The organism is Rothia sp. 27098_8_161 (assembly GCF_041432905.1).
Lineage (GTDB): Bacteria > Actinomycetota > Actinomycetes > Actinomycetales > Micrococcaceae > Rothia.
Genome location: NZ_JAPWAL010000002.1, coordinates 74,170 through 96,286 on the forward strand (window position 1 = coordinate 74,170; position 22,117 = coordinate 96,286).

Below are 22,117 nucleotides of genomic sequence, written 5' to 3' on the forward strand. Positions count from 1 at the left end.
TCCAGTCTAGGGGGTGAGGGACCCGGAAAGCATAAACACAATACCAATTCTTTTTGTGACATTGCAAACAAAATAGCTATTTTGTTTGCTTGCAACAAAAACCGGGGGTAGAGTTCTATCTCGTAAACGAAATAAGCATTTTGTTTGGAGATTATCATGAACACTGAAACCACCGCTGTAGTCACCGCGGAATCGGTGACCCCGGCAGCCCCCGAACGCTCCTCCTGGATTAAGGTCATCAGCACCTCCCTGCTGGCATCCCTGATCGTTGCGGTTGTTATCCTCGCCTTCACCTGGCCCACCAAGACTATGGAGGCAAAGAACCTGCCCGTCTCTATCGCGGGTCCCGAGGTGACCGTCAGCCAGTTTGAACAGTCTCTCAAAGACAAGGGCATTGAGACCTTTGAACTGAAGCAGGCTTCCTCCCGTGAAGAGACTGAACAACAGATCAAGCAGCGTGAAACCTATGGCGCAATTATCTTCACCGAAGGCGCCGCACCCGAGGTGCTGACCGCCCCCGCCGCCAATGCCGCAGCAACCCAAATGCTCAACGGTGTAGCCGCCCAGCTGAACGCGCAGATTCAGCAGAAGGCACTCACCGCTAAGACTGAAGCCCTCACCCAGGCAGTGCAGGCTGGCGGTGAGCAGGGTGCCCAGGCCGCCGCGCAACTGGAGCAGATGAAGGCGCAGGCCGAGCAGGCATCCGCCATGGCGGTGAAGACCACCGCCGTGGTGCCCCTGAGCGAGAGTGACTCCTCCGGTACCGGCCTGGCTATTGCCGCTTTCCCCCTGGTTATAGGTGGAATCCTCGGCGGCGCGCTCTCCCTGACCCTTATCAAGGGCACCTGGCGCCGCTTTGCTACCGCAACCCTGTATGCTGTCATCGCCGGTGCTGTGAGCACCCTAATCCTAAGCACCTGGTTCGGTTTGATTCCCGGTGATTTTGCAACCCTGCGGGCAGCATTTGCCGCAACCTATTTGGCGACCGCATCCTTCATGATTGGTATGGGCGCCCTACTGGTTCCCGCCGCTGGCTTGGGTCTGGGTGCGGTGGTGACCATGTTCATCGGTAACCCGATTTCGGGTGCGTCCATGCCGAGCGTGTTCCTACCCGGTGCGTGGGGTCAGATTGGTCAGGTGATGGTTCCAGGTGCCTCCTCGACACTGCTACGTTCCATCGCGTACTTCCCGGAGGCTGCAACGAGCGGCCAGTGGCTGGTACTCGGCTCTTGGATCGCGTTCGGTCTGCTCGCCGGCGTGATTGGCTGGGCCGTCAAGGAACGCCGCACCGCAACGGTGGAGGCATAACCACCGCGGGTTGGATAACCGGCGCAACGTAGCCGGCACAATATGGCCGGTACAAGGTAAGAAGGGTGTGCGCCATGTTCACTGAACACGGCACACACCCTTTTCTGTCGACTTACCGACTGTTATGCGCTGTTACTGGTTGTCGAGGACGTACTGCTTGAACTGCTCGTCCCGGCGCTTGAATTCTTTAAGCTCATTCTCCAGGGCTGCCTGGTTCTTGGCGACGAGCGGCTTCTGGTACTGCGCCTCCAGGTCGTAGAGCTTCTGCGAACGGCCTACATCCTGATTGCACTGCGCTTCGATGACTGCGATTCGAATTTCTTCTTCGGAGGGGGTGGTGCTCTGAGGAATGTTCTTTTCTTCCTTGACGGTCATCTCACTATCGGGGGTGAGGCCCTTGTCTTTGACGCATCGCTTCCATTCGTCGTCGAGGGATTTTTTGAGCTGTCGATCCCCTGCGGCGTCTCGGGCATCGGTCTCCAAACGTCTATACGTGGCGGAGCCGAATGGTATCTCTCCAATTTGCTTCATCTCATCGATGGCGCGCTGATAACATTCGGTCCTGACATCCTTCCCGGGGTCGGAGGAGGGCGCAGGGGAGGACAGATCCAGCGTATTCGATTCATTGGGCTCGTGGAGGCCGTATTTTTGGGCGCGCTCAACATTCCAGAATCCGTAGGTCCTGCCGTAGTTCCTGCCGGCCCCCTCGGTGCGGACAAACATCTCGTAGTGCTGCCCGTGTTCGGCAAAACACTTTTTGCGTGCCAGCTCAAGGGCCTTGGTGAAGTATTCGTCCTTACCGGTGGTGTCGTATGCATCCAGGGGTAGGATCACCTGGTCATTTTCTACGTCGAAGATTGCTCGGGCGCTTTCGTCCTTCTCCAACGGAGGGCCAAAAGAGCACGAGGAGAGCGTGAGGCCCAGCAGGATTGCGGCGGTAGCTCGCGCCAAGTTACGCCTTGCGCCGGTAGGCTCTGTATTGTGGGTAGGCGTTGCACTGCCGGTAGACCTCGTGAGGTGGCTAGACATGGTGTATCTCCAATCTGTTACGGGGAGCCTGTGGCGTCGCGGCCACACCCCCCTGTAGACCACGCGAACTAGGTGGTCTTGAGAACACTTCTTGAGAAGGTGACTTAACAATACCCCCTAGTGGGGCGGGTTTGCGCTCAATAGGCTGGTGCGTGCAGTAGAAAATTTTCTGCCGCATGGCGGTTCGTCACGGCTCAGCCCGGCGAAACCATGCTCGCCAATGCCGGCAAAAATACGGCGGAATCACGGCGAAAACAGTGCAAGCGCAGGACGGGTAGGCGGGTGTACCTGATTTGGTGCCCCGCCCGCCTCGCGCCACAATGAACACATGACCGCAGAAGACACCACTGCACTAACCAGTGCCAGGCTCGACCTCTGGCTCTGGTCAGTGCGCATCTTTAAAACCCGCTCCCTCGCCGCCGACGAATGCAAAGGCGGCCACGTGCGCGTCAACGACGCCCCCGCCAAGCCCTCCCAAAAACTCAAAAAAGGCGACATCGTCAAGGTTCGCTACCCCGGCTGGGAACGCGTCTTCAAAGTCGAAAAACTCCTCGTCAAACGCGTAGGCGCACCCATCGCCGTCACCTGCTACGAAGACCTCTCCGGCCCGCGCCCCGCCTACCTCTCCATGCCGCCGGTCGCCAAACGCGAACGAGGCAGCGGCCGCCCCACCAAGAAGGAACGCCGCGCCCTCGACGAACTGCGCGGCCGAGGGGCCTAAAGCGCATCTCACACACCTATCTCGCAGAGTGCACCTTGCCCCACGCGCAGGCACTCGCCGCGGCGGCAGGGAGTAGCCTAGAAGGATGAGCACACAGAAGCACCCGAATACCGAACCCGCTGTGAACACCGCCGAGCCTTCGCTGAACCGGCGCATCCTCGCCCTCGCCGTACCCGCCTTCGGCGCGCTCATAGCCGAACCCATCTTCGTACTCACTGACTCCGCACTCATTGGCCAACTCGGTAAGGCGGAACTCGCCGGCATGAGTATTGCCGCCACGCTCGTCACCACGGTTGTGGGCCTCATGAACTTCCTCGCCTACTCCGTCACGCCCGCCGTGGCGCGCGCCTTCGGCGAGAAGAACCTGCGCCGCGCCTGGCAGATCGGCGTGGACGGCGTGTGGGTCGCCTTCGGCCTCGGCATGCTCCTCATGATCGCCGGATACGCCTTCGCAGACCCGCTGCTGCGCGGCCTCGGCGCGACCGACGAAACCATCAGCTACGCCCTCGACTACCTGCACCACTCACTCTGGGGCATCCCGCCGATGATGATTATCCTCGCGCAGGTCGGCACGCTCCGCGGGCTGCAAGACACCGTCACCCCGCTCAAAGTCGCTACGGTTGGCACGCTCGTGAACATTGCGCTGAACTGGCTGCTCATCTACCCGGTCGGCTGGGGCGTTGCCGGTTCGGCGACCGGTACCTCCCTCACCCAGTGGGGCATGGCTGCCGCCCTCGGCATGGTCATGATGCGCGGCACCCACGAGCACGCCGTCCGCTGGGCACCCGACCTTGCCGGCATGCGCTCGGTGCTCTCGCTCGGCTCCTGGCTCATGCTGCGCACCCTGTCCATGCGCATCGCCTCCCTGCTGACCGTGTTCGTCGTGGCGCGATTCGGCACCGAACACACCGCCGCCTACCAGCTCGGCATGGGTGTATTTAACCTCTTCCTCTACGCCCTGGACTCCCTCGCCATCGCCGCCCAGGCGCTACTCGGCAAGGAACTCGGCGAACGTGACCTGGCTGTGGAATCCGAGCGCGTGAAGGTGCGCCAGCTGAAAAACCGGCTGCTGCGTATGAGCCTCATCTACGGTGTTATCACCGGCCTGATCTGCCCGCTCATCGGCTTCTTCGGCTCCTGGATTTTCACGCAGGACGCGCAGGTGGCGTTCCTTTTCACCATCGCCACCGTCATCATCGCCCTCGGCCAGCCCATCGCCGCGTACGTGTTCACCCTGGACGGCATCCTCATGGGCGCGCAGGACGTGAAATACCTGGCAATCGGCTGCTTCATCATGCTCGTCATGTACGTGCCCGTTATGCTCGGCCTGCACTGGGCTGTCGGCGCCGGTGCCATGGATGCGCTCGCCGGGTATTGCGGCCTGTGGGCGGCGTATATTCTGTACTTCCAGGGAATCCGCGCGGTCATTTTCGGCCGCCGCGCCCGCTCGGATGTGTGGATGAAAGCCGGTGCCTAAACCCTTCGAACCTGACTGCTTCGGAACATACGTGCTCTGGGCGTAATGGCTCACAATTAGACCGCCCGCCCCCTCCGCAGGTGTAGCATGACAGGGTATTGAAACCCTCATGTAAAGGATGAAACCGTGACCGTAACCCGCGAAGAAGCCCTCGAAATTTTCGCCCGCCGCCGCGCAACCCGCGCCTACGATCCCGACCGCCGCGTCAGCGACGAAGACTTCGCCGCAATCCTCGAATTTGCGCGCCTGTCGCCCAGCTCCGTCGGCACCGAACCGTGGAAGTTCCTGGTCATCCAGGACCCCGAACTGCGTGAAAAGCTCAAGCCGATTGCCTGGGGCATGGCGGGCGCCCTTGACGACGCTAGCCACCTGGTCGTACTGCTGGCGAAGAAGGGTCTGCGCTACGACACCCCGTGGATGCGCCGCACCCTCGAAGGCCGTAACCTCACCGAGGAGCAGATGGAGGCCGCACTCGAACGCTACGGCAACTTCCAGAAGAACGACATGAAGGTCCTGGAAAGCGACCGCGCGCTCTTCGACTGGGCATCCAAGCAGACCTACATTGCCCTGGGCAACATGATGACCGGCGCCGCAATGCTCGGCATCGACTCCTGCCCCATTGAGGGTATGAACTACGAAGCAGTGAACGAGCTGCTCGCTTCTGCAGGCCTGTTTGACCCGGAGGAGTACGGCCTGTCCGTGGCTGTGACCTTTGGTTATCGTGCCCACGAGATTGCCCCGAAGAGCCGCCGCTCCATCGAGGACCTGGTGACCTGGGCCTAAGGTACTGCCCGGGTTTTAGGCGAGGTTTTCTTGCCGGGTTTTTGAGCTCGGGCTTTCGGGAGGGGCGTTTGAGCTAGGTGTTCACGCCTGGTGTTCAAGCCGCCGCCCGTGAAAACTAAATATAAAGAAATGCACCGCCTTTACACGGGCGGTGCATTTCTTTATATCTTTTACCGTGCAAAAAGCACGGTGAGATGCGTTTTTGAATTTTTCGTTTGAAATCGCGCGGGGCAATTCATTCTGTATAACGGCAGGGCGCTACTTCCTAAACGCCGTCAGACGCATAGAATTCAGCACCACAAATACCGAACTAAACGCCATTGCCGCAGCCGCAATCATCGGGTTCAGCAGACCCGCCACAGCGACCGGAATAGCCGCCGAATTGTAGGCGAACGCCCAGAACAGGTTCGACTTAATGGTGCGCAGCGTAGCGCGGGAGAGACGTAGCGCCGTCACCACCGAAGCAACATCCGAACGGGTCAGCACAATATCGGCTGCCTCCGCGGCAACGTCCGTGCCCGAACCCATCGCAATGCCCAGCTCAGCAAGAGCCAGCGCCGGGGCATCATTCACGCCGTCGCCGACCATCGCCACGCGGTGACCGGCAGCCTGCAACTTCTCAATCACCTGCGACTTACCCTCCGGGGTCACGCCGGCGTACACGTTCTCAGCCGAAATGCCGACCTTCGAGGCGACCGCCTGCGCAACCTGCGGGGCGTCACCGGTGAGCAGGATCGGCTCCAGGCCGAGCTCACGCAGCTGCGCCATGGTTTCTGCCGCCTCCGGCTTGGGAGTGTCGGCAACCGAAATCATGCCGACCGGCTGCAGAGCGGAGGTGCTGCTCGGGGTATCATTCGGGGCCTCGCCGCGGGCGACAACCACCGTCGTCAGACCCGCCCGGCGAGCCTGATCCAGCAGGGCCAACTGAGCCTCGCTCAGCTGCGCACCCGCTGCCTGCAGGTACTCGGGAGTACCCACCACAACCAGCTGGGAGGTGCCATACTCGGCGCCTTCACCCGCGCCGCTCAGCACGCCGCGCACGCCTCCGGGAACACCCTCAAAGCCGCTCACACTCGGCGCCGAAGCACCCTCCGCCAGCACGCCCTGCTCACGGGCAAAACCGGCAATCGCGCGAGCAATCGGGTGCTCACTCAGCGCCTCCACGGCGGCGGCATCACGCAGAACAGACAGGGAACGCTCGTTCTTGGAACCGGTAGAATCCGACGAAATACCGGACAAGTCACCCACCGACTCATAGTCACCAAAGGTGCCGTAGAACGCCACAGACATCTCTCCGGTCGTCACCGTACCGGTCTTATCCAGCACCACGCGATCAACCGTGCTCGTCGCCTCCAACACCTGCGCATTACGAATCAAAATGCCCAACTGCCAGCCGCGACCCGTACCCGCCAGCAGCGCCGTCGGAGTAGCCAAACCCAAAGCGCACGGGCACGCCACCACCAGTACCGTCACTGCCGCATTAAACGCCGCCGCACCGTCACCAGAAACCAGCCACCAACCGACCAGTGTCAGCGCCGAAATCACCAAAACCACCGGCACAAACACCGCAGAAACACGATCTGCCAAGCGAGCAATCGGAGCCTTCGTCTCCTGCGCGCTCGCCACCAGCTCACCCATCTTCGCCAGAGTCGTCTCAGCGCCCACGCGGGTCGCACGCACCGTCAACGAACCAGACGTATTCACCGTCGCACCCGTGACCGCATCACCCGGATGCACCTCAACCGGCACAGACTCACCCGTCAACAGGGACGCATCCACCGCCGACGAACCCTCAACCACCACACCATCCGTGGCGATCTTCTCACCCGGGCGCACCAAGAACAGGTCATCCGGCATGAGGTCCTCCACCGGAACCTGCACCTGCTTCGTCACGCCCTGCTTATCGGTGCGCAGCAGAGTCGCCTCCTTCGCACCCATACTCAGCAGGGTGCGCAGCGCCTCCGAAGAACGATCGCGAGTACGGTGCTCAATCGCGCGACCAATCAGCAGAAACAGCGTCACCATGGACGCCGAATCAAAATACAGCGGCGCATGGTTGCCGGTAAACATCGACCAGAAACTACCGTCTGCATGATGCACATGCGCCGTCAACTCCGGGTTCATGAGCAGCTGCGCCAGCGAATAGAAATACGCCAACACCACACCGAGAGATACCAGTGTATCCATCGTGGACGAGCCATGACGCGCATTAATAAGCGCCGCACGGTGGAACGGCGCAGCACACCAAAATGCAACCGGCGCCGTCAGAACCGCCACAACCCAACCCCAATTCGGGAACTGGAACGACGGGAACATCGAAATCAAGAAAATCGGCACACCCAAAATCGCCGCATAAATAATGCGGTCAGTGAAGCCGCCATTCATGCTCGGAGTGCTGTGATGGTTGCCGCCGCCGGATGCGCTCGCGTTCGTTCCAGCGCCCGCGCGCGGCCCGTTCTTAAGGTGCGCCGCGTAGCCGGCATTGTTGATGGTCTCAACGATCTGTTCGTCGCTCACGCCCTCAGGTACGATGACGCGCGCCGACTCCAGCGGCAGGTTCACCGCCGGGTCAACGCCGGGGATTTTGCGGAGCTTACGCTCCACACGACCCACACAGGATGCGCAGGTCATACCCTGAATATCCACGTGAATGATTCGGGTGGACTCCGTTGATTTTACGGTTGTTCCGGCAGGATTAAAAAGAGAGCGCTCACTCTGTGATGAGGGTTCACGGGTGGTTGGTGAAGGCTGTGTAGAAGACACAATACTTCCTTAAACTTAAAAAAGGGGGGTAGAAGAAGGTGCACGAAGCCGGGGGAGGGGCCTCGAAGGACCCCGTCCCGGATAGTGTATGGTGTAGTGTTTAGGGTGCAGTACTGAGGGTGTCGCGCGAGGGCGAAAGCTGCGGGTAAAACAGCGAGGCTGTAAACGCGGCGGCGGGAGTAATGCTGTGGTGGCTTAGTGGTCGCCGGGCAGCCCATCCGGCCTGCTCGTATGCGGGCGAATACCGGTCACCTTCGCGCCACGATCAGACACACCGTAGGCACGTTTCACGGCAGCCCGCGGGAACGGTGAAGCGTTCGCCTTCTCGCGCGCTTTCACGCCCTGCTCGTGCTCGGCGGAACGTTTATTCGCGCTCGTGCCGCTACGTCGTGCGGCGCCGGGCGCATCCTCACGCGCCGTATATTCGGGGCTCTGCTTCACCCACGAATCGACCAGCGCCGCATCCAGATTCATCTGCCTGGCCACGCGGGTGATCGCGTCGCGCAGGTGCATGTTTTCGGTGCCGACAAGGGTGCGGACCGCGCCAACAACCATCGCAATGTACTGCGGAGGGTAAGCCATGATGACTCCTAATCGAGCCGGTTGCCGCGCTAGACGGTAGGGGTGTAGCCAGCCTCCACGATAGCGTCTGCAACAGCCTGAGTGTCGAGGGTGCCCTCGTGCTCAATGGTCACGGTGGAGATGCCGTCCTTGACGACGTCCACGGTCACGCCGGTCACGCCGGGAACTTCGCTGACCTCTTCGCTGACGCTCATAGCGCAGTGGTTGCAGGTCAGGCCGGTTGCCTTAACGGTGGTGGTGCTCATGATGATTTCCTTTCGGTAATGGGTTAAAAACTTGGGTCCGCCCGGTGTTTAGGTGCGGGGCGTTTAGCTGCGCATGAGACGGGAGATCGCGGCGGTTGCCTCTTTGACCTTGGCTTCTGCGATGGTCGGGTCGCCGGTGCGTTCGGATTCGACGGCGGCGCCGGTTACGCAGTGACCGATGTGCTCTTCGAGTAGGTTCAGAGAGACTGCGTGGAGCGCCTTGGAGACCGCAGCAACCTGGGTGAGGATGTCAATGCAGTACTTGTCTTCATCGACCATGCGGGCGATGCCGCGAACCTGCCCTTCGATGCGGCGCAGGCGCTTGAGGTGCGCCTCTTTGTTGGAGGTGTAACCGTGCTGGGTTTTGGGTGCCTCGCCGCTGCAGCATGCGCCGGTGTGCGCCTCGGTGGGTTCCTCAGTGGGGTTTTCAGTGGGCGTGCCGGATGCGGTGCTGACCTGGGTGGATGTGCTGTGACAGCACTGGTTGCTAGTGGTTTCCATGGCTTCATTATATACCCTAGGGGGGTATGCCACAAGGGGGTGTTACGGGTTGTTACGCGGTATGGGTGTGTGGGCTCGTTGGTACGGGGATTCTTCGATAGGTTACGACCCTGTCGATAGATTAGTGTCTTCATTGCGGGTTAAAGACCCACCGCGAAGACACTAACCTATCGAAAACCTCTGTCTAAAAAAGCAGGCGGCCCCGGACGCTTACATGTCCGGGGCCGCCTGCTGCGGTTATTTATATGTTGGGTTAGAGTTGGTTTACATATCGGGCCAGTCGCGGTGCAACGAATATTCCGTATCCCTATCACCGCTATCATTCAGGTGCCAACGCTGACCAGTACGAATATCAGCCTTGCGCAGGCGCGGGTTCGGGTTGTCCGGCTTGCCCATCGTCGGGTCGTTCTTACAACCCCACCTGGTGTCGTCGTAGCTGCAGTCACCTGCCACGCGGCCAACATCGGTCCACCACACACGCACCAGCAGCGGGTCACTGGTCGCCTGCGGGGTCACCATCATCATCTGCCACGGACCACCATCCACACGGAAACGAGCAGTGTAGTGCACGGTCGCGTACGCGTGAAAGTTGCCAGAACGCTTGTAAGCGTAGCTGGTATCCGTTCGGCGTGGACGTTCGCGAGCGTAGGTGAGGGAAGGTTCACCAGCGGTGTAGTGGGTTGCCTGGTCGCCGTTGCCGTACTCGATGACATAGGAGGAGGGCATGAGCTCAATTTCGACGTGTCCGGCGAGCATGTCTGCTTCGAGGCGGTAGGGGCCTCCGTCGTTCACGTAGAAGTTGATCTGGTCGCCCTTGTGGACGTTGGGGTCGCCTTCTGCTCGTCCGGTGCCTGTGGGGTTGTTGTAGGACTGGTGCAGGGTGGGCTTGCCGGGTTCTAGCGATTCTGCTGCATGACGGATTTCCTCCATGACTTCTTCGTAGGTTGGGCCGGTGGGGCCGGGGCTGTCGGCACTGGTCAGGGTGCGGGTATCGTTGGGAACGCAGGTTTCTGAGGTGGGGCTATGCTTGCCGAGGCCACCATCGATATAGGTCCCATCGTCACGAACGATGAGATTGTTGAGTTTTACGTGTCCAATCTTCCCGCCCTTACCTACGCAGCCAAGGATGTTAGAGTCACTTTTGGAACGAATTAGGGTAAGGCCGTTGGCGCCTTTGGTGGTGTAGGTGCTAGGTTCTGAATTGGATTGCTGAGACGTATATTCGCTGTCAGACTTATTTGTTCCAGTTGTTGGTTCACCTACAGGTGCGTTTTTATCTCTTTTTACTCTTTGTGTTTGGCAGACTTTAGCGCTTTTATCTGAGGAGCATTCTTTTGTAGTAACATCTGCAATAACAGGACCAGGATTTAAACATAAGACCTGCAAAGCAATAAAAATGGGAAGAATAACTTTACGTGTGCTCATCGCCTTAATCCTCTACTGATTCGTAGCGTAGAATCTCCCACTGTTGACCATTATGCTTCAGTTCAAATTTAAAAGTGTTCTTAGTCTTATCCTTATTTTCCCACCGGCGCCAACTACCATCGGACTCAACATAAGTTTCGTAATCCCACTCACGGTAAGCCTTCCAAAAATAGGTTTCACCATCTTCTGACCATGGATTTCCGTCAGCAATAAAATGGTCTACTCCTCCAATGACCCAACCACCACTAGCGTAGAGATCCTTAATATCTTCATACGCTTTCAATTCATTTTCATATGAAGGTGAAATAAACTGGCGTGCTTTTGTGAAATCACCGGTTTCGGTACCGTAATTTGCCCACTGAATCCATGCGTCCAAAGTCTTGCGGAGACCTTCTAGGGATTTTTCGCGGTATCCGTCTTCAGGTGCGGTGGGTTTGGGCACGTTCTGGGCCGGACCATATTTGTCGGCCTTACGGTACTCTCCATCGGGCGCCTTCGATCCACCCGAATAGCCTCGAACAGTAGACGGGGTTGCACTCGCCGAAGGCGATCCAGACGCAGCGGCAGTAGCCGAGGTGGTCTCACTCGGCGCCGCGGAGGCGGTGCTTGCCGCCTCGTTATTTGCCTGCTGGCCGCACGTCGCAAGCAGGGCGCCAAGGCCCATGAGTGCGCCGCTGCCCAACAGGGTGCGGCGATTGAGAATGGTCGAATCCATAGAAGATACGCTCCTATCGTCGGTGATGGTGTGTTATTTAGCTACTGGTCAGGCCGTCTTTCGCAGGTCAAACTGACTACCGGAAGAAAAACAGCCCCGTAGTGCACCCAGCAAACGCGTCAATGCGCTATGGAACACTACAGTTACCACCCTACCGCATGTTTGTCGTCGTTTGTATTATTTTGAGGATGGTGACGGTGGTTGGTCATTATTAAGGTTTCTCAATGTTTTATGCGTCAAATAAATCTGCGCCCTCGGAGGTGCCGCCTCAGCAGAAATTGGACCATAGGCTAGTATCTTTGACCATGGTTTTTAACTACGACCAAAGACGCTAACCTATGGCACAATTTTTCGGCACGGTAAAACAAAAACGGCCCCGGACGCACACGCATCCGGGGCCGCCTGCTGCGGTTATTACATTCGGTTATGAGTCCCATTCACCGCGCAAAATCTGCTGAACGAATTTTTTGGGTAGCCAGAAGGAGTGCTTCGTGATGTGGCGACCGTCGGGCAGTTCGTCGGTGTCCTTGAGTTTGCCTTTTCCGACAAACTCGCCAGGCTTAACTTCGTAGTAGGTCTGGGAGGCGTGAACCTTCGTAAAAAGGTATTCGTTCACCTTGCTCTGCGGGAAGTTAGTGGAAACCTTAAACCCATCCTTACCGTTCGGTTTGACCGTTAGTTCAACACCTCGATTAATGATTTCCTTCGTCTCTTGCCATACCCTCATCAGCTCAGATTCGAGGGAATCGGGGAAACCCCAGAACTTGACCTGATCCAAACAGAAATCACCGAATCCGTTCTCGCGGAAAACAACAAACATAAATTTCCTCGAGAAAATCTCGGCGTAAATATGGGACTCTTCCCACTCTTTTTCATTCGCTAGTTCAATAAAACGGTAGTTCTTAAAGGGAGAATCCTCCTTAGGGAGCCCGTTTTTGTCAACACGAATAGCGCGAATATTCATGTTTGCCTTTTTAAATTCGGCAGTACTATCAATATCTGAGGAAAGGCCTAGAATTTTTCTTACAAGAGTACTGTTGCGACCCTTGGTGTTAAAGTTAACATCAAACTCCTTGCAGAGTTCTTTCTCGCTCTGGCCCCGGTACTTCAAAAGCTTTTCTTCAATAATCTGGGTAAAAGGCTTAGAGGTATCCTGGGCTGCTTTAGCGATACTTTCCTGTTCCTCCTGGCTGAAAACCTTGGTGCGGAGGAGGGTTGTCATATAGCTACTCTTGAGCGACCAGGCGCGCCTATTGGCCAGCTCAAGGCCATGGGGTTGGGTAGTGCGGTCCTTGTCTTTACCGGCACCCTTGCGGCAGGTTGAAAGGTACATGCCGTCAGATTCGGAAAGCTCGTGTGCGCGTCCGTCCAGGACTTTCTGGGTAATACGTTTATAGTCCTCGAGAATGGTAGGCATATCCTCTTCGGGCCAGTCAAAAAGGAAAAATTTATCGGCGATATTATTCAAAATATCGCGATTCTTTTGATATTTATAAAATAGAAGTAAAATATTTTGGCACTTATGCCAAAGATGCGTCTGATAAAAATCGTCTAGGTTTTCCTCGTGAAAATTAAACATGCTGAGGACTAGACGTTCTTTGGCGGAAATAGTGCCGTTTGCGTTCACTCGGTAAGGGGTCGTTTTGATTTCGACCTTTGCGGTGGGAATATCGGGTTCCGGGGAATTATTGGGGTCAATCCCATAGGACAGCTTTTCAACGAGGTTGCCGTAGATTCCCTTGGAGAACTCACTAATTTCCTTGCGGGCGACCATTGAGGGAGTGCCCTTTTTCTTATCTTCATAGGTTTTGTACTCGGAGTTCTGGAATTCTTCCAGGATGTCACGGAGCGTGCGGTCGATGAGATTCTCCTCTGTGTATTTGAGGATGCTATCAATATTCGAATTGTCGTAATCGAAAAGGCCCATGGTCGGTTTTCCTTTCGGAAGTAGAGGGGTAGCGGCGGTGCTGTTTCTTGCTCTCATGCTACGCCAGATACGATTGCTGTGCTCTTTGGCTCATCACGGATTCTTGTATAACCCACTTGATCTGAATAGCTGTTCTATGCTATGGTATTAGTATTCGAATATATTTACAGAGGACTATAAGGACTACTGACTCATGGATCAGAAAGCCACCAGCAGTAGCCAGCCTATCCGAGTTATCGAGCTTTTCGCCGGTGTAGGTGGCTTCCGCTTAGGATTTGAAGGCTATTACGCCAACGGCATGACCCTGCCCTCCGCAGGCCCCTTCACGACTGTCTGGGCGAACCAGTGGGAGCCCCCGGGAACGGTCGGCCGCCAGTTTGCGGCCCGCTGCTACCAGGAACGTTTCGGTGAAGAAGCAAACCTCGAAAACCGTGATATTCACGCCGTACTTGATGATGTTGAGGCGGGCCTCTACGAAATTCCTGACGCTGACCTGCTCTGCGGTGGCTTCCCCTGCCAGGATTACTCGGTTACCAAGCCCCTTTCGCAGTCGCACGGCATTGAAGGTAAGAAGGGTGTGCTCTGGTGGGATATTCACCGCGCGCTCGAACTTAAAACCCCCAAATATGTTGTTCTGGAGAACGTTGACCGCCTGCTAAAATCGCCCGCTAAGCAGCGAGGTCGCGACTTTGCCATTATGCTCTCCTGCTTCTACGCGCTCGGCTACAGCGTCGAATGGCGCGTTATCAACGCGGCAGAGTACGGCCACCCGCAGAAGCGTAAGCGCGTCTACATTTACGCCGAACATAACGCCCCCGAATGGGATTTGTCGCGCCGTATCACCCACACCGGTGTTTTGGCAGAAGCGTTCCCGGTCAAAACTGCAGAATCTGAGGGTCTTCTCTCCGTCTTCGAAGAGCTCAATGAGGCCGATGAGTTCACCATCTCCGATGACCCCTACTACGAGACGGAACACTTCGGAATCGGTGCTAAAACCTCACCCTTCCAGATTGCCGGTGTCATGCAGAACGGCACCGTGCTCACCAGCAAGGTAGAGCCCGACTATCGAGGTGAATTTAAGACGCTCGGTGACGTGGTTCTTCCCGACTCTGAGGTGCCGGAACAGTTCTTTATTGCCCCTGACAAGGTTCCTTCTTGGGAGTACCTCAAGGGCGCGAAGAAGGAAAAGCGCATCAATAAGGCAAGCGGTTTTGAATACTTCTACACCGAAGGTTCAATGTCTTTCCCGGATCCGATCGACCGCCCGGCGCGTACCATTCTGACTGGCGAAGGAGGCTCGGGAGCTTCCCGTTTCAAGCATGTTGTGATTGGTGATTCTGGCGCGTACCGCCGTCTTGTGCCCGATGAGTTGGATCAGCTGCAGGGCTTCCCCCGTGGCTGGACTGACACCGGTATGAGTGACGGTAACCGTGCTTTCTGCATGGGTAATGCCCTCGTGGTGGGTATCCCGCACGAAATCGGTAAGGCTATCGCCCGCCGACACAACCAGTAAAAACGCACAGGAGGTGCAGTAGCCCAAAAGCTACTGCACCTCCTTTTGCATGCCCGGCGGCCTAAGCCAGAGCCGATCTAGACTAGCGCCTCATCAAGCCAGTTCAAGCCCGAGCGGTGCTCATCCAACAGTTCAAGAGCTCGGTTAGGCAACTCGACCTTCAGGCGGGCACCCGCCAATGACTGGTACTGCGTATTCCCCAAACCGGGGTGCAGAAGAAGAGTCCGCGAAGAACTCACGCCCACCAGCTCACTATCAAAAAGCTTATGCAGATCCTTGCGTAGAAGCAGACCCTCATCCACACGGTGCTCACCCTCGCGCGCATAGCTGTACAGGTGCGCCGCATCCAGTGCCGCAGTGTGGCAAGCGCCCGTAAACGCACACATGCTTCCGAAGCGGTTTAGTAGCTGCTGACGGAACTGCGGCTGACCTTTGCGAGCCCTGACGGTGCGCATCGTAAAACCGCCACGAGGATTCACGGGTACCCCGTGAGCATCCCCCAGAGGAAGCAGGTGAATACCCGAAGTGTTCAGGCTTTCAAGCCAGTCAAGGACTTTCCCAGTATGGAGGGCAACAATGCTGTTCTGAGTGTTGTACTTGCCCGGCACACTCAGGTCCTTGAATGAGTCCTTATCCGCTGCGCCGATAAGCTCAGTCCAGGTATCACCGTAGTAGGCGATAAACCGCTGAACCTTCTCGGTTTTCTGTGGCGGATTCTTATGCAGGCGTTGCTCCGGCTTGAGATTGTCTCTTCTCAGGCACTTTCCATCGCAACGCCACAGCTCATCGGATTTGAAGGTGATGCGGGTACTCCCACAGGTAGGGCAATACGTCATGACCTTATCGGCTTCGTATGACTCAATTTTTCGGATAACTGCTGATCCGAGAAGAATCGAATTATCTCGAATCAGCACGAAGTCACCCTCTCGAACGTTCTTGTGATTGGGAACTTTCGAGTCGTAAACGTAGCGGAATTCTAGGGCGTCATCGTAGATTTTTCCGCTGGCGGCGCTGCGGTTCTCTTCGTCGGGAACGGAACGTAGCAGCCACGCCTGCGGGAGCCGCATGTCAGTTGCGGCGTGTTTGCTCGGGAGGCTGAGGGTCGTCACCACGGACGGGAGAACGAGGTCCGGCAGTGAGGGCGTTGAGTTGTTATCCATAGCAGCAGCCTAGCAGCCCGGGTGGTTTGCCGCTGCTTGGGTGGTCACCGGTTCACGGGGTAGGAGAGGTGGGTGGTGGAATCCTGTAATTACAAAAATTCTGCCCCGCATCCTCCTTCACACACCCTCCTCGAAAAGCCACATGTGTTTCGAGAAGCCACGTAATATGTTGCTTTTCGAAACACATGTGGCTTCTCGGCGCTTAAACTTAGCGCCCCACATGCACAACATTCACCAGTAAAAATGCTATTGATTCACATCACATGCTGGTGTTCTTAGGTATCCTTGGAGTAATACTCAGACAGAAGCTCTCCCTCCACTTCGAAAGGGGCCGCATGAAAACCTTCTGGACCAACCTCCCCCTCACCATCCGTGCGGCAGTCATCTTCTGCTACGGCTACGCCGTGGTGCGCATCCTCAACCTCTTCGCTGAGGCGGGCACCGCACCGCTGACCCCGCGCACATTCTTTGACGGTGCCCTCACCGCCGTGGTCGTCGTCGGTGCTCTCGCCCTGTACCTGGGTAACGCGCTGGGTGCCGCCCTCCGTGCCCGGCGAGAAGGCTACGAGCCCCGCCCGGTCGGCATCATCGTCGCTTATGCCCTCTTCGTGGCGGCGTGCACCTACCTTGCCTGCCGCCTCATTGCCTACACTGTGGAGGCGGGTCTCACCTGGCTCTTCCCGCCCGCCCTCGGCCAGGTTCTGGCCGCCGTGGGTATGGCTGTTCTTGGCGTGATTAACTATGTGCGCCTTGACCGCCGCACCCGCAAAGCCTAACCAGGGGAGCGGCACCAAAAATCCCTGTAATTACAAAAAATCTCCCGCACCGGGTGGAGCACACCTTCACGGTATGCCCCGCCCAGTGCGGGAGATTTCTATATCAACGGACCGCTGCAGCCTTCACGCTACAGCGCCGCGTGCACCTTACAGGCTCTGTGCCTGAATTGCGGTAATCGCAACGGTGTTGATGATGTCCTCAACGGTGGTACCGCGCGACAGGTCGTTCACGGGCTTACGCAGACCCTGCAGAACCGGGCCCACAGCGGCAGCACCCGAAGACTGCTGAACAGCCTTGTAGGTGTTGTTACCGGTGTTCAGGTCGGGGAAGACGAACACGGTAGCTTGACCAGCGACCTCGCTGCCGGGCAGCTTGGTCGAGGCAATGGACATGTTCGAAGCGGCGTCGTACTGGATCGGGCCCTCAACCGCGAAGTCGGGGTTTGAAGCGCGCACGAGCTCGGTTGCCTCACGCACAACGTCCACGTCTGCGCCAGCGCCGGAGGTGCCGGTCGAGTAGGACAGCATAGCAACCTTGGGGGTGACGCCAAACTGGCGTGCAGTCTCCGCGGATGCCTTCGCAATGTCGGCGAGCTGCTCTGCATTGGGGTTCGGGTTCACTGCGCAGTCACCGTAGACCAGAACGCGGTCTTCCATCAGCATGAGGAATACGGAGGAGACGATCTTGGTGCCGGGGCGGGTCTTGATGAACTCGAGCGAGGGGCGGATGGTGTTCGCGGTGGTGTTCACGGCACCGGAAACCATGCCGTCGGCGATGCCCTTGTAGACGAGCATGGTGCCGAAGTACGAGGGGTCGGTCATGCGCTCGCGAGCAGCCTCGATGGTAACGCCCTTGTGTGCACGCAGCTCAGCGTAAGTTGCTGCGAAGTCCTCGGAGTACTCGTTGTTTTCGATGTCGATGATACGAACGGTGCTGGGCAGTTCGATACCTTCGGCCTGGCAAATCTCTGCGATCTTGGCGGGGTTGCCGAGCAGGATCAGGTCGCAGAAGTCGCGGCGTGCAATGATTTCGGATGCACGCAGGATTCGTACGTCGTAACCCTCGGGCAGGACCACGGAGCGGCGGTTTGCGCGTGCGGTCTCGATGAGGTTGTGCAGGAAGCGCAGCGGGGTCATGGATGCGGGGCGCTCAATTTCGAGGCGGGCGAGCAGTTCGTCCTTGTTGACGTGCTCATCCCAGCCGCCCATTGCTGCTGCAAGCTTGCGATGGTGGCCGCTTTCGAGGGTGCCGCGGACGCGGGAGACTGCGCGTGCAGACTTGAAGGTGTCCTTGGTGGTGGACAGCACGGGGAACGGTGCGTTGTCGATGAGGGAGCCGACCGCGGTGTTCTTGCCGGGCAGTGCGTCCAGGCCGCCGGTAAGCAGCACGCCGGAGGGTGCGGGGAAAGTCGGTGCCAGTGCGGATGCGAGGGTTGCTGCGACGATGTCTGCGCGGTCGCCGGGGACGATGACGAAGTCGCCGTCAACGAACTGGTTCAGGAAGTTGGAGACGTTCATTGCTGCGACCTTGATGCCGTGGATGTCGCGGCTGAGGTCTTCTGCCTTGATGCCTTCGGTGTCGAGCTTGAGGGCTTCGGCAACCTCACCGACGGTGGGCGCGGTCAGTTCGGGGATTTCGGGCAGTACGTAGACGGGCAGGTTTGCGTCGCCGCGCTTGACGGACTTTTCGATTTCTTCGCGCAGTTCGGGTTCTGCACGGCCGACGATGATTGCGAGCAGGTCTGCCTTAGATGCGAGCAGTTCGGTGCGTGCCACGTCGACTGCGGTGACTGCTTCTTCGACGGCTGCCTCGTGTGCGCCAACGATTGCGACGACGGGCAGGCCGAGGTCACGTGCAACCTGGACGTTTAGGTCAAATTCGACTGCGAGCGCGTTGGCGGGCAGGTAGACGCCGTCGACGATTACGACGTCGCTGTTTGCTGCGACCTTTTCGTAGGCGGAGACTGCGCGTGCGGAGATTTCTTCGGTGTCGCCTTCTGCGATGAGTGCGAGTGCGTTGGTCATGGAGACTGCGCCGCCGACCTGCTCTTCGGCCAGGCCGAAGTGTTCACGGATGAGGCGTGCCATGGGGTCGTCGGCGATGGTTGCGCCGTCGAAGACGGGGCGGAAGAAGCCGACGCGGTCTGCGCGCTTGATGAGGGAGTCTGCTAGGCCCAGGGCAACGAGGGACTTGCCCGAGTTCTGGGACATAGCGGAGAGGTAAAGACCGGTGGTCATTGTTTTACTGTCCTTCTATGCGATGTTCGGCGCTGGGTCCCGCGGTTGCGCAGGGGTGTATGTGCTCCTGTGCGCGGGTGCGTCGAGCTTATATGTCATCTTCTATCTTAAGGCGTAGTGGGGATGGTGCCTAACAGGGTGTGCGGTGCGCTGCGTCATGTGGGCGGGCTGTTTCCCTGTTGTGGTGTGCCGTTTAGGGGTTGAGGATGCGTGTGTATCGGAGGCTGTGGCCGGGTTCCCAGGAGCCGCGTGCCGCGAATTTGATGCTGCTGCGCTGGTAGCCGAGGCGCTCATAGAAGGAGAGCGCTCGTTCGTTTTCTGCCATGACCCACAGGTAGGAGTTTTCGTCCGGGTAGATGACGGATTCGTAGAGTGCCTGTCCGAGGCCGGTGCCGTGCGTGTGGTTGAGGGTGTACAGGTGCGTGAGTTTGCGGGTGCCTGCGGGCAGTTCGGGGAGGTTATCTGCGCGTTCAAGTTCCCAAGCGGATTGTTCGCATAGGGAGAGCACCAGGCCGACCGGCTTATCCCAGTCGATGAGCGCGCCGATGGAGCAGGAGAGCCCGCCGTCGGGAGTCCAGCCGGGTACGTCGTAGGCGAAGAAGCCGCGCACGGTGGGGGAGGCTAGGTGGCGGTGGAAATCTTCGAGGTATTCGTTGCGTTCGGCGCGGTGGCGGGCGGTGAAGCTTTCCCCGAGCCTGTCGAAGTAGATCGGGTCGTAGGTTTGCTCCATGCAGTCCAGCTGCAGGTTGACGTATTTTTCGGCGTCAGCCGGTTCAATCGGTGCGAGCGCGTAGCGGCCCTGACATACAAATCCCATGGGGTCTAGTCTACTCAGCTAGCCTCTGTGGAGGAGGTTTGCCGTGGGTGCGTACGCTAGGGGCGTGCGGGTGGCAGCTAGTGGGGTGTGGCGATGAGGCGGCTCTGTTGCTTTGGGTCGTGTCGGTTAGGCTAGTGGGTATGGCGAAAAAGAGCAGGGCACCGAAGAAAAGCCAAAGGGCGCAGAAGAACCGCATTGACGATACTGAGAACACCCCCATGCAGGGTGCCATCGCTGGCGTGTACCCCATCTCTACGGGTGAGGCGGAGCTGGTCCCCGACGGCTACCACGCCGACGGCTGGCTCCTGCTCATTAATGGTGTACAGTCCTCCCACGTAATTGTGGGCGAGCCTCGTCAGCTGGATTTTGAGTACATGCGCTGGATTGCTGCGGTCGTCTCCTCGCACGTGGAGGAGCACCTGGACGCTGCGAAGCTGCGCATCACTCACCTGGGCGGCGGCGCCTGCTCCATGGCGCGCTATTTCGCTGACCTGTACCCGACCAGCCGCAACACGGTCGTTGAGCTGGACGCCAAACTCGCCGAGTACGTGCGCGCCTGGTTCGACATTCCCAAGGCACCGCGCGTGAAGATCCGCGTGGGTGAGGCGGGTGCCGTCACCGCAACCTTCGCGCCCGCATCCCGTGACGTGCTGATCCGTGACGTGTTCGCCGGGGACACCACCCCCGAGGCGCTCACCACCGTCGAGTTCGCCCTCACCGTTGCTGAGTCCCTGGCACCCGGCGGCCTGTACATCCTCAATTGCGGTGACGGGCCGGTGCTGACCGGTGCCCGGGCCGAGGCGTCCGCCCTGCTTGAGGTGTTTGAGTATGTGTGCATTGTGGCGGATTCGGCAATGTTGAAGGGCCGCCGCCGCGGCAACGTCATTATTGCTGGCTCCCACGCGCCCCTGCCGGAGGCTGGTTCCGTGCAGGCTGCCGCTATCGCCCGTGAGCTCATGGGTGGAGGCGTGCCCGCCCAGTACTGGGACACCGCCCGTGTACGCCAGTTCGTGAGGTAGCGGTTTCAGCTGCTATATAGATTTTTCGGCCATAGGTTAGTGACTTTGGTGGGGGCTTTTAACTACCGCCAAAGACTGTAACCTATCACCGAAATCGGCGGCCCCTCCACAGCAGACGCTACTATAGTGGCATGCGATACACCTACCTTGGCCCCTCCGGCACCTTCACCGAATCCGCCCTGCTGAGCGTCCCCGGCGCATCCGACGCCGAACGACTCCCCGCCACCAGCGTGCCCGATGCGCTCGCACGCCTGAACGCGGGCGAGGTGGACGCCGCCATGGTGCCCATCGAAAACTCCGTGGAGGGCGGCGTGAGCGCCACCCTAGACGCTATCGCAGCCAGCGAAGGTGTACGCATTATCTGCGAGGTGCTCGTACCGATCCGATTTGTGCTGGTGACCGCGAAGCCCATCAGTATCGAGGACGTTAAGACCATCTCCACCCACTCGCACGCCTGGGCGCAGGTACGTGGCTGGGCGCAGGAGAACGTGCCCACCGCCGCCTACCTGCCCGGCTCCTCTACCGCCGCCGCAGCTGTCGGTCTGCTCGAAGAGGGCTGCACCTATGATGCGGCAATCTGCTCCCCGGCACTGCTGAACTACCACCCAGAATTGCACGTGTTGCAGGATAATATTGGCGACAACAAGAACGCCGTGACCCGCTTCGTGCTGCTCTCCCGCACCGCCGACATCCCCGAACCGACCGGATCAGACAAAACCACCCTAACCGTGCCGCTACCCACCAACCGCGCTGGCGCCCTGCTCGAACTGCTCGAACAGTTTTCCGTGCGCGGCGTGAACCTCTCCCGCATCGAATCGCGCCCCACCGGCGAAGGCATGGGCTCCTACTCGTTCAGCATCGACGCCGACGGCCATATTTATGAGGCACGCATGCGCGACGCCCTGCGCGGTTTGCACCGTGTCTCCCCGATGCTGAAATTCCTCGGCTCCTACCCGCGCGCCGACCACGAAAACACCGAAGTCGATGCCATCCACTCCGACGGCTCCTTCGACGCCGCACACGAATGGGTCGAGTCGCTCTTCCCGAACGGCCGCCCCGCACACCTGCAGCGCCACTAGCGGCACCGGCGGTACCACCAGCCGCCCACCGCTAGACAC

Annotated in this window: 19 protein-coding genes; 8 read left to right on the top strand and 11 right to left on the bottom strand. The window is 58.7% G+C overall.

Going from position 1 to position 22,117, the window contains the following annotated elements; all coding sequences use genetic code 11:
- Window positions 1-156: 156 nt before the first annotated feature.
- The gene (locus O3648_RS01140) at window positions 157-1,308 is read left to right on the top strand and encodes an ABC transporter permease (RefSeq protein WP_371567895.1); all 1,152 of its coding nucleotides are present in this window, start codon (window positions 157-159) and stop codon (window positions 1,306-1,308) included.
- 132 nt (window positions 1,309-1,440) lie between these two features.
- On the opposite strand, the gene O3648_RS01145 is transcribed toward O3648_RS01140, so the two are convergent.
- The gene (locus O3648_RS01145) at window positions 1,441-2,259 is read right to left on the bottom strand and encodes a UDP pyrophosphate synthase (protein ID WP_371567897.1); all 819 of its coding nucleotides are present in this window, start codon (window positions 2,257-2,259) and stop codon (window positions 1,441-1,443) included.
- A gap of 406 nt (window positions 2,260-2,665) precedes the next feature.
- Between O3648_RS01145 and O3648_RS01150 the strand changes: the two genes are divergently transcribed.
- From O3648_RS01150 to O3648_RS01160, 3 genes are all read left to right on the top strand, one after another.
- Window positions 2,666-3,058 (top strand): RNA-binding S4 domain-containing protein, encoded by a 393-nt coding sequence (locus O3648_RS01150; RefSeq protein WP_279754454.1) that lies wholly within the window; start codon window positions 2,666-2,668, stop codon window positions 3,056-3,058.
- A gap of 85 nt (window positions 3,059-3,143) precedes the next feature.
- Window positions 3,144-4,535 carry an MATE family efflux transporter gene (locus O3648_RS01155; protein ID WP_279754456.1) on the top strand — a complete coding sequence of 464 codons (1,392 nt, stop codon included), beginning with the start codon at window positions 3,144-3,146 and terminating at the stop codon, window positions 4,533-4,535.
- 126 nt (window positions 4,536-4,661) lie between these two features.
- Window positions 4,662-5,318 (top strand): NAD(P)H-dependent oxidoreductase, encoded by a 657-nt coding sequence (locus O3648_RS01160; protein WP_279754458.1) that lies wholly within the window; start codon window positions 4,662-4,664, stop codon window positions 5,316-5,318.
- Between the two features lie 258 nt (window positions 5,319-5,576).
- On the opposite strand, the gene O3648_RS01165 is transcribed toward O3648_RS01160, so the two are convergent.
- From O3648_RS01165 to O3648_RS01195, 7 genes are all read right to left on the bottom strand, one after another.
- A complete protein-coding gene (locus O3648_RS01165) occupies window positions 5,577-8,084 on the bottom strand; it encodes a heavy metal translocating P-type ATPase (RefSeq protein ID WP_279754564.1) in 2,508 nt (835 codons plus the stop codon).
- Window positions 8,085-8,276: 192 nt separating this feature from the next.
- Entirely contained in the window at window positions 8,277-8,663 is a 387-nt protein-coding gene (locus O3648_RS01170; protein ID WP_005504270.1) for a hypothetical protein, read from the bottom strand.
- Between the two features lie 29 nt (window positions 8,664-8,692).
- Window positions 8,693-8,908 carry a heavy-metal-associated domain-containing protein gene (locus O3648_RS01175; protein ID WP_279754460.1) on the bottom strand — a complete coding sequence of 72 codons (216 nt, stop codon included), beginning with the start codon at window positions 8,906-8,908 and terminating at the stop codon, window positions 8,693-8,695.
- 63 nt (window positions 8,909-8,971) lie between these two features.
- On the bottom strand, window positions 8,972-9,409 hold the full coding sequence (locus tag O3648_RS01180) for a metal-sensitive transcriptional regulator (RefSeq protein ID WP_256500171.1): 438 nt from the start codon (window positions 9,407-9,409) through the stop codon (window positions 8,972-8,974).
- 264 nt (window positions 9,410-9,673) lie between these two features.
- Window positions 9,674-10,339 carry a hypothetical protein gene (locus O3648_RS01185; RefSeq protein WP_371567902.1) on the bottom strand — a complete coding sequence of 222 codons (666 nt, stop codon included), beginning with the start codon at window positions 10,337-10,339 and terminating at the stop codon, window positions 9,674-9,676.
- 499 nt (window positions 10,340-10,838) lie between these two features.
- Window positions 10,839-11,549: a DUF6318 family protein gene (locus tag O3648_RS01190; protein WP_371567904.1), complete on the bottom strand. Its 711-nt coding sequence runs from the start codon at window positions 11,547-11,549 to the stop codon at window positions 10,839-10,841.
- A gap of 424 nt (window positions 11,550-11,973) precedes the next feature.
- Window positions 11,974-13,476, bottom strand: coding sequence for a Sau3AI family type II restriction endonuclease (locus O3648_RS01195; protein WP_314078116.1), 1,503 nt, complete (start codon window positions 13,474-13,476; stop codon window positions 11,974-11,976).
- A 193-nt stretch (window positions 13,477-13,669) separates the two neighbouring features.
- On the opposite strand from O3648_RS01195, the gene dcm reads away from it, so the two are divergent.
- Complete coding sequence (dcm, locus tag O3648_RS01200) at window positions 13,670-14,989, top strand: DNA (cytosine-5-)-methyltransferase (protein WP_371567906.1); 1,320 nt, start codon at window positions 13,670-13,672, stop codon at window positions 14,987-14,989.
- A 77-nt stretch (window positions 14,990-15,066) separates the two neighbouring features.
- On the opposite strand, the gene O3648_RS01205 is transcribed toward dcm, so the two are convergent.
- Window positions 15,067-16,149 carry an HNH endonuclease gene (locus tag O3648_RS01205; protein WP_371567909.1) on the bottom strand — a complete coding sequence of 361 codons (1,083 nt, stop codon included), beginning with the start codon at window positions 16,147-16,149 and terminating at the stop codon, window positions 15,067-15,069.
- A 335-nt stretch (window positions 16,150-16,484) separates the two neighbouring features.
- Here O3648_RS01205 and O3648_RS01210 point away from each other — a divergent pair, with 335 nt between their 5' ends.
- Window positions 16,485-16,925: a hypothetical protein gene (locus O3648_RS01210; protein ID WP_371567911.1), complete on the top strand. Its 441-nt coding sequence runs from the start codon at window positions 16,485-16,487 to the stop codon at window positions 16,923-16,925.
- A gap of 147 nt (window positions 16,926-17,072) precedes the next feature.
- Here O3648_RS01210 and pta read toward each other — a convergent pair whose 3' ends face one another.
- Both pta and O3648_RS01220 read right to left on the bottom strand, forming a co-directional pair.
- Window positions 17,073-19,163, bottom strand: coding sequence for a phosphate acetyltransferase (gene pta / locus O3648_RS01215; RefSeq protein WP_371567914.1), 2,091 nt, complete (start codon window positions 19,161-19,163; stop codon window positions 17,073-17,075).
- Window positions 19,164-19,356: 193 nt separating this feature from the next.
- The gene (locus O3648_RS01220; protein ID WP_371567916.1) at window positions 19,357-19,980 is read right to left on the bottom strand and encodes a GNAT family N-acetyltransferase; all 624 of its coding nucleotides are present in this window, start codon (window positions 19,978-19,980) and stop codon (window positions 19,357-19,359) included.
- Between the two features lie 140 nt (window positions 19,981-20,120).
- On the opposite strand from O3648_RS01220, the gene O3648_RS01225 reads away from it, so the two are divergent.
- On the top strand, window positions 20,121-20,999 hold the full coding sequence (locus tag O3648_RS01225; RefSeq protein ID WP_371567918.1) for a spermidine synthase: 879 nt from the start codon (window positions 20,121-20,123) through the stop codon (window positions 20,997-20,999).
- A 131-nt stretch (window positions 21,000-21,130) separates the two neighbouring features.
- Entirely contained in the window at window positions 21,131-22,078 is a 948-nt protein-coding gene (gene pheA, locus O3648_RS01230; RefSeq protein WP_371567920.1) for a prephenate dehydratase, read from the top strand.
- Window positions 22,079-22,117: the final 39 nt, after the last annotated feature.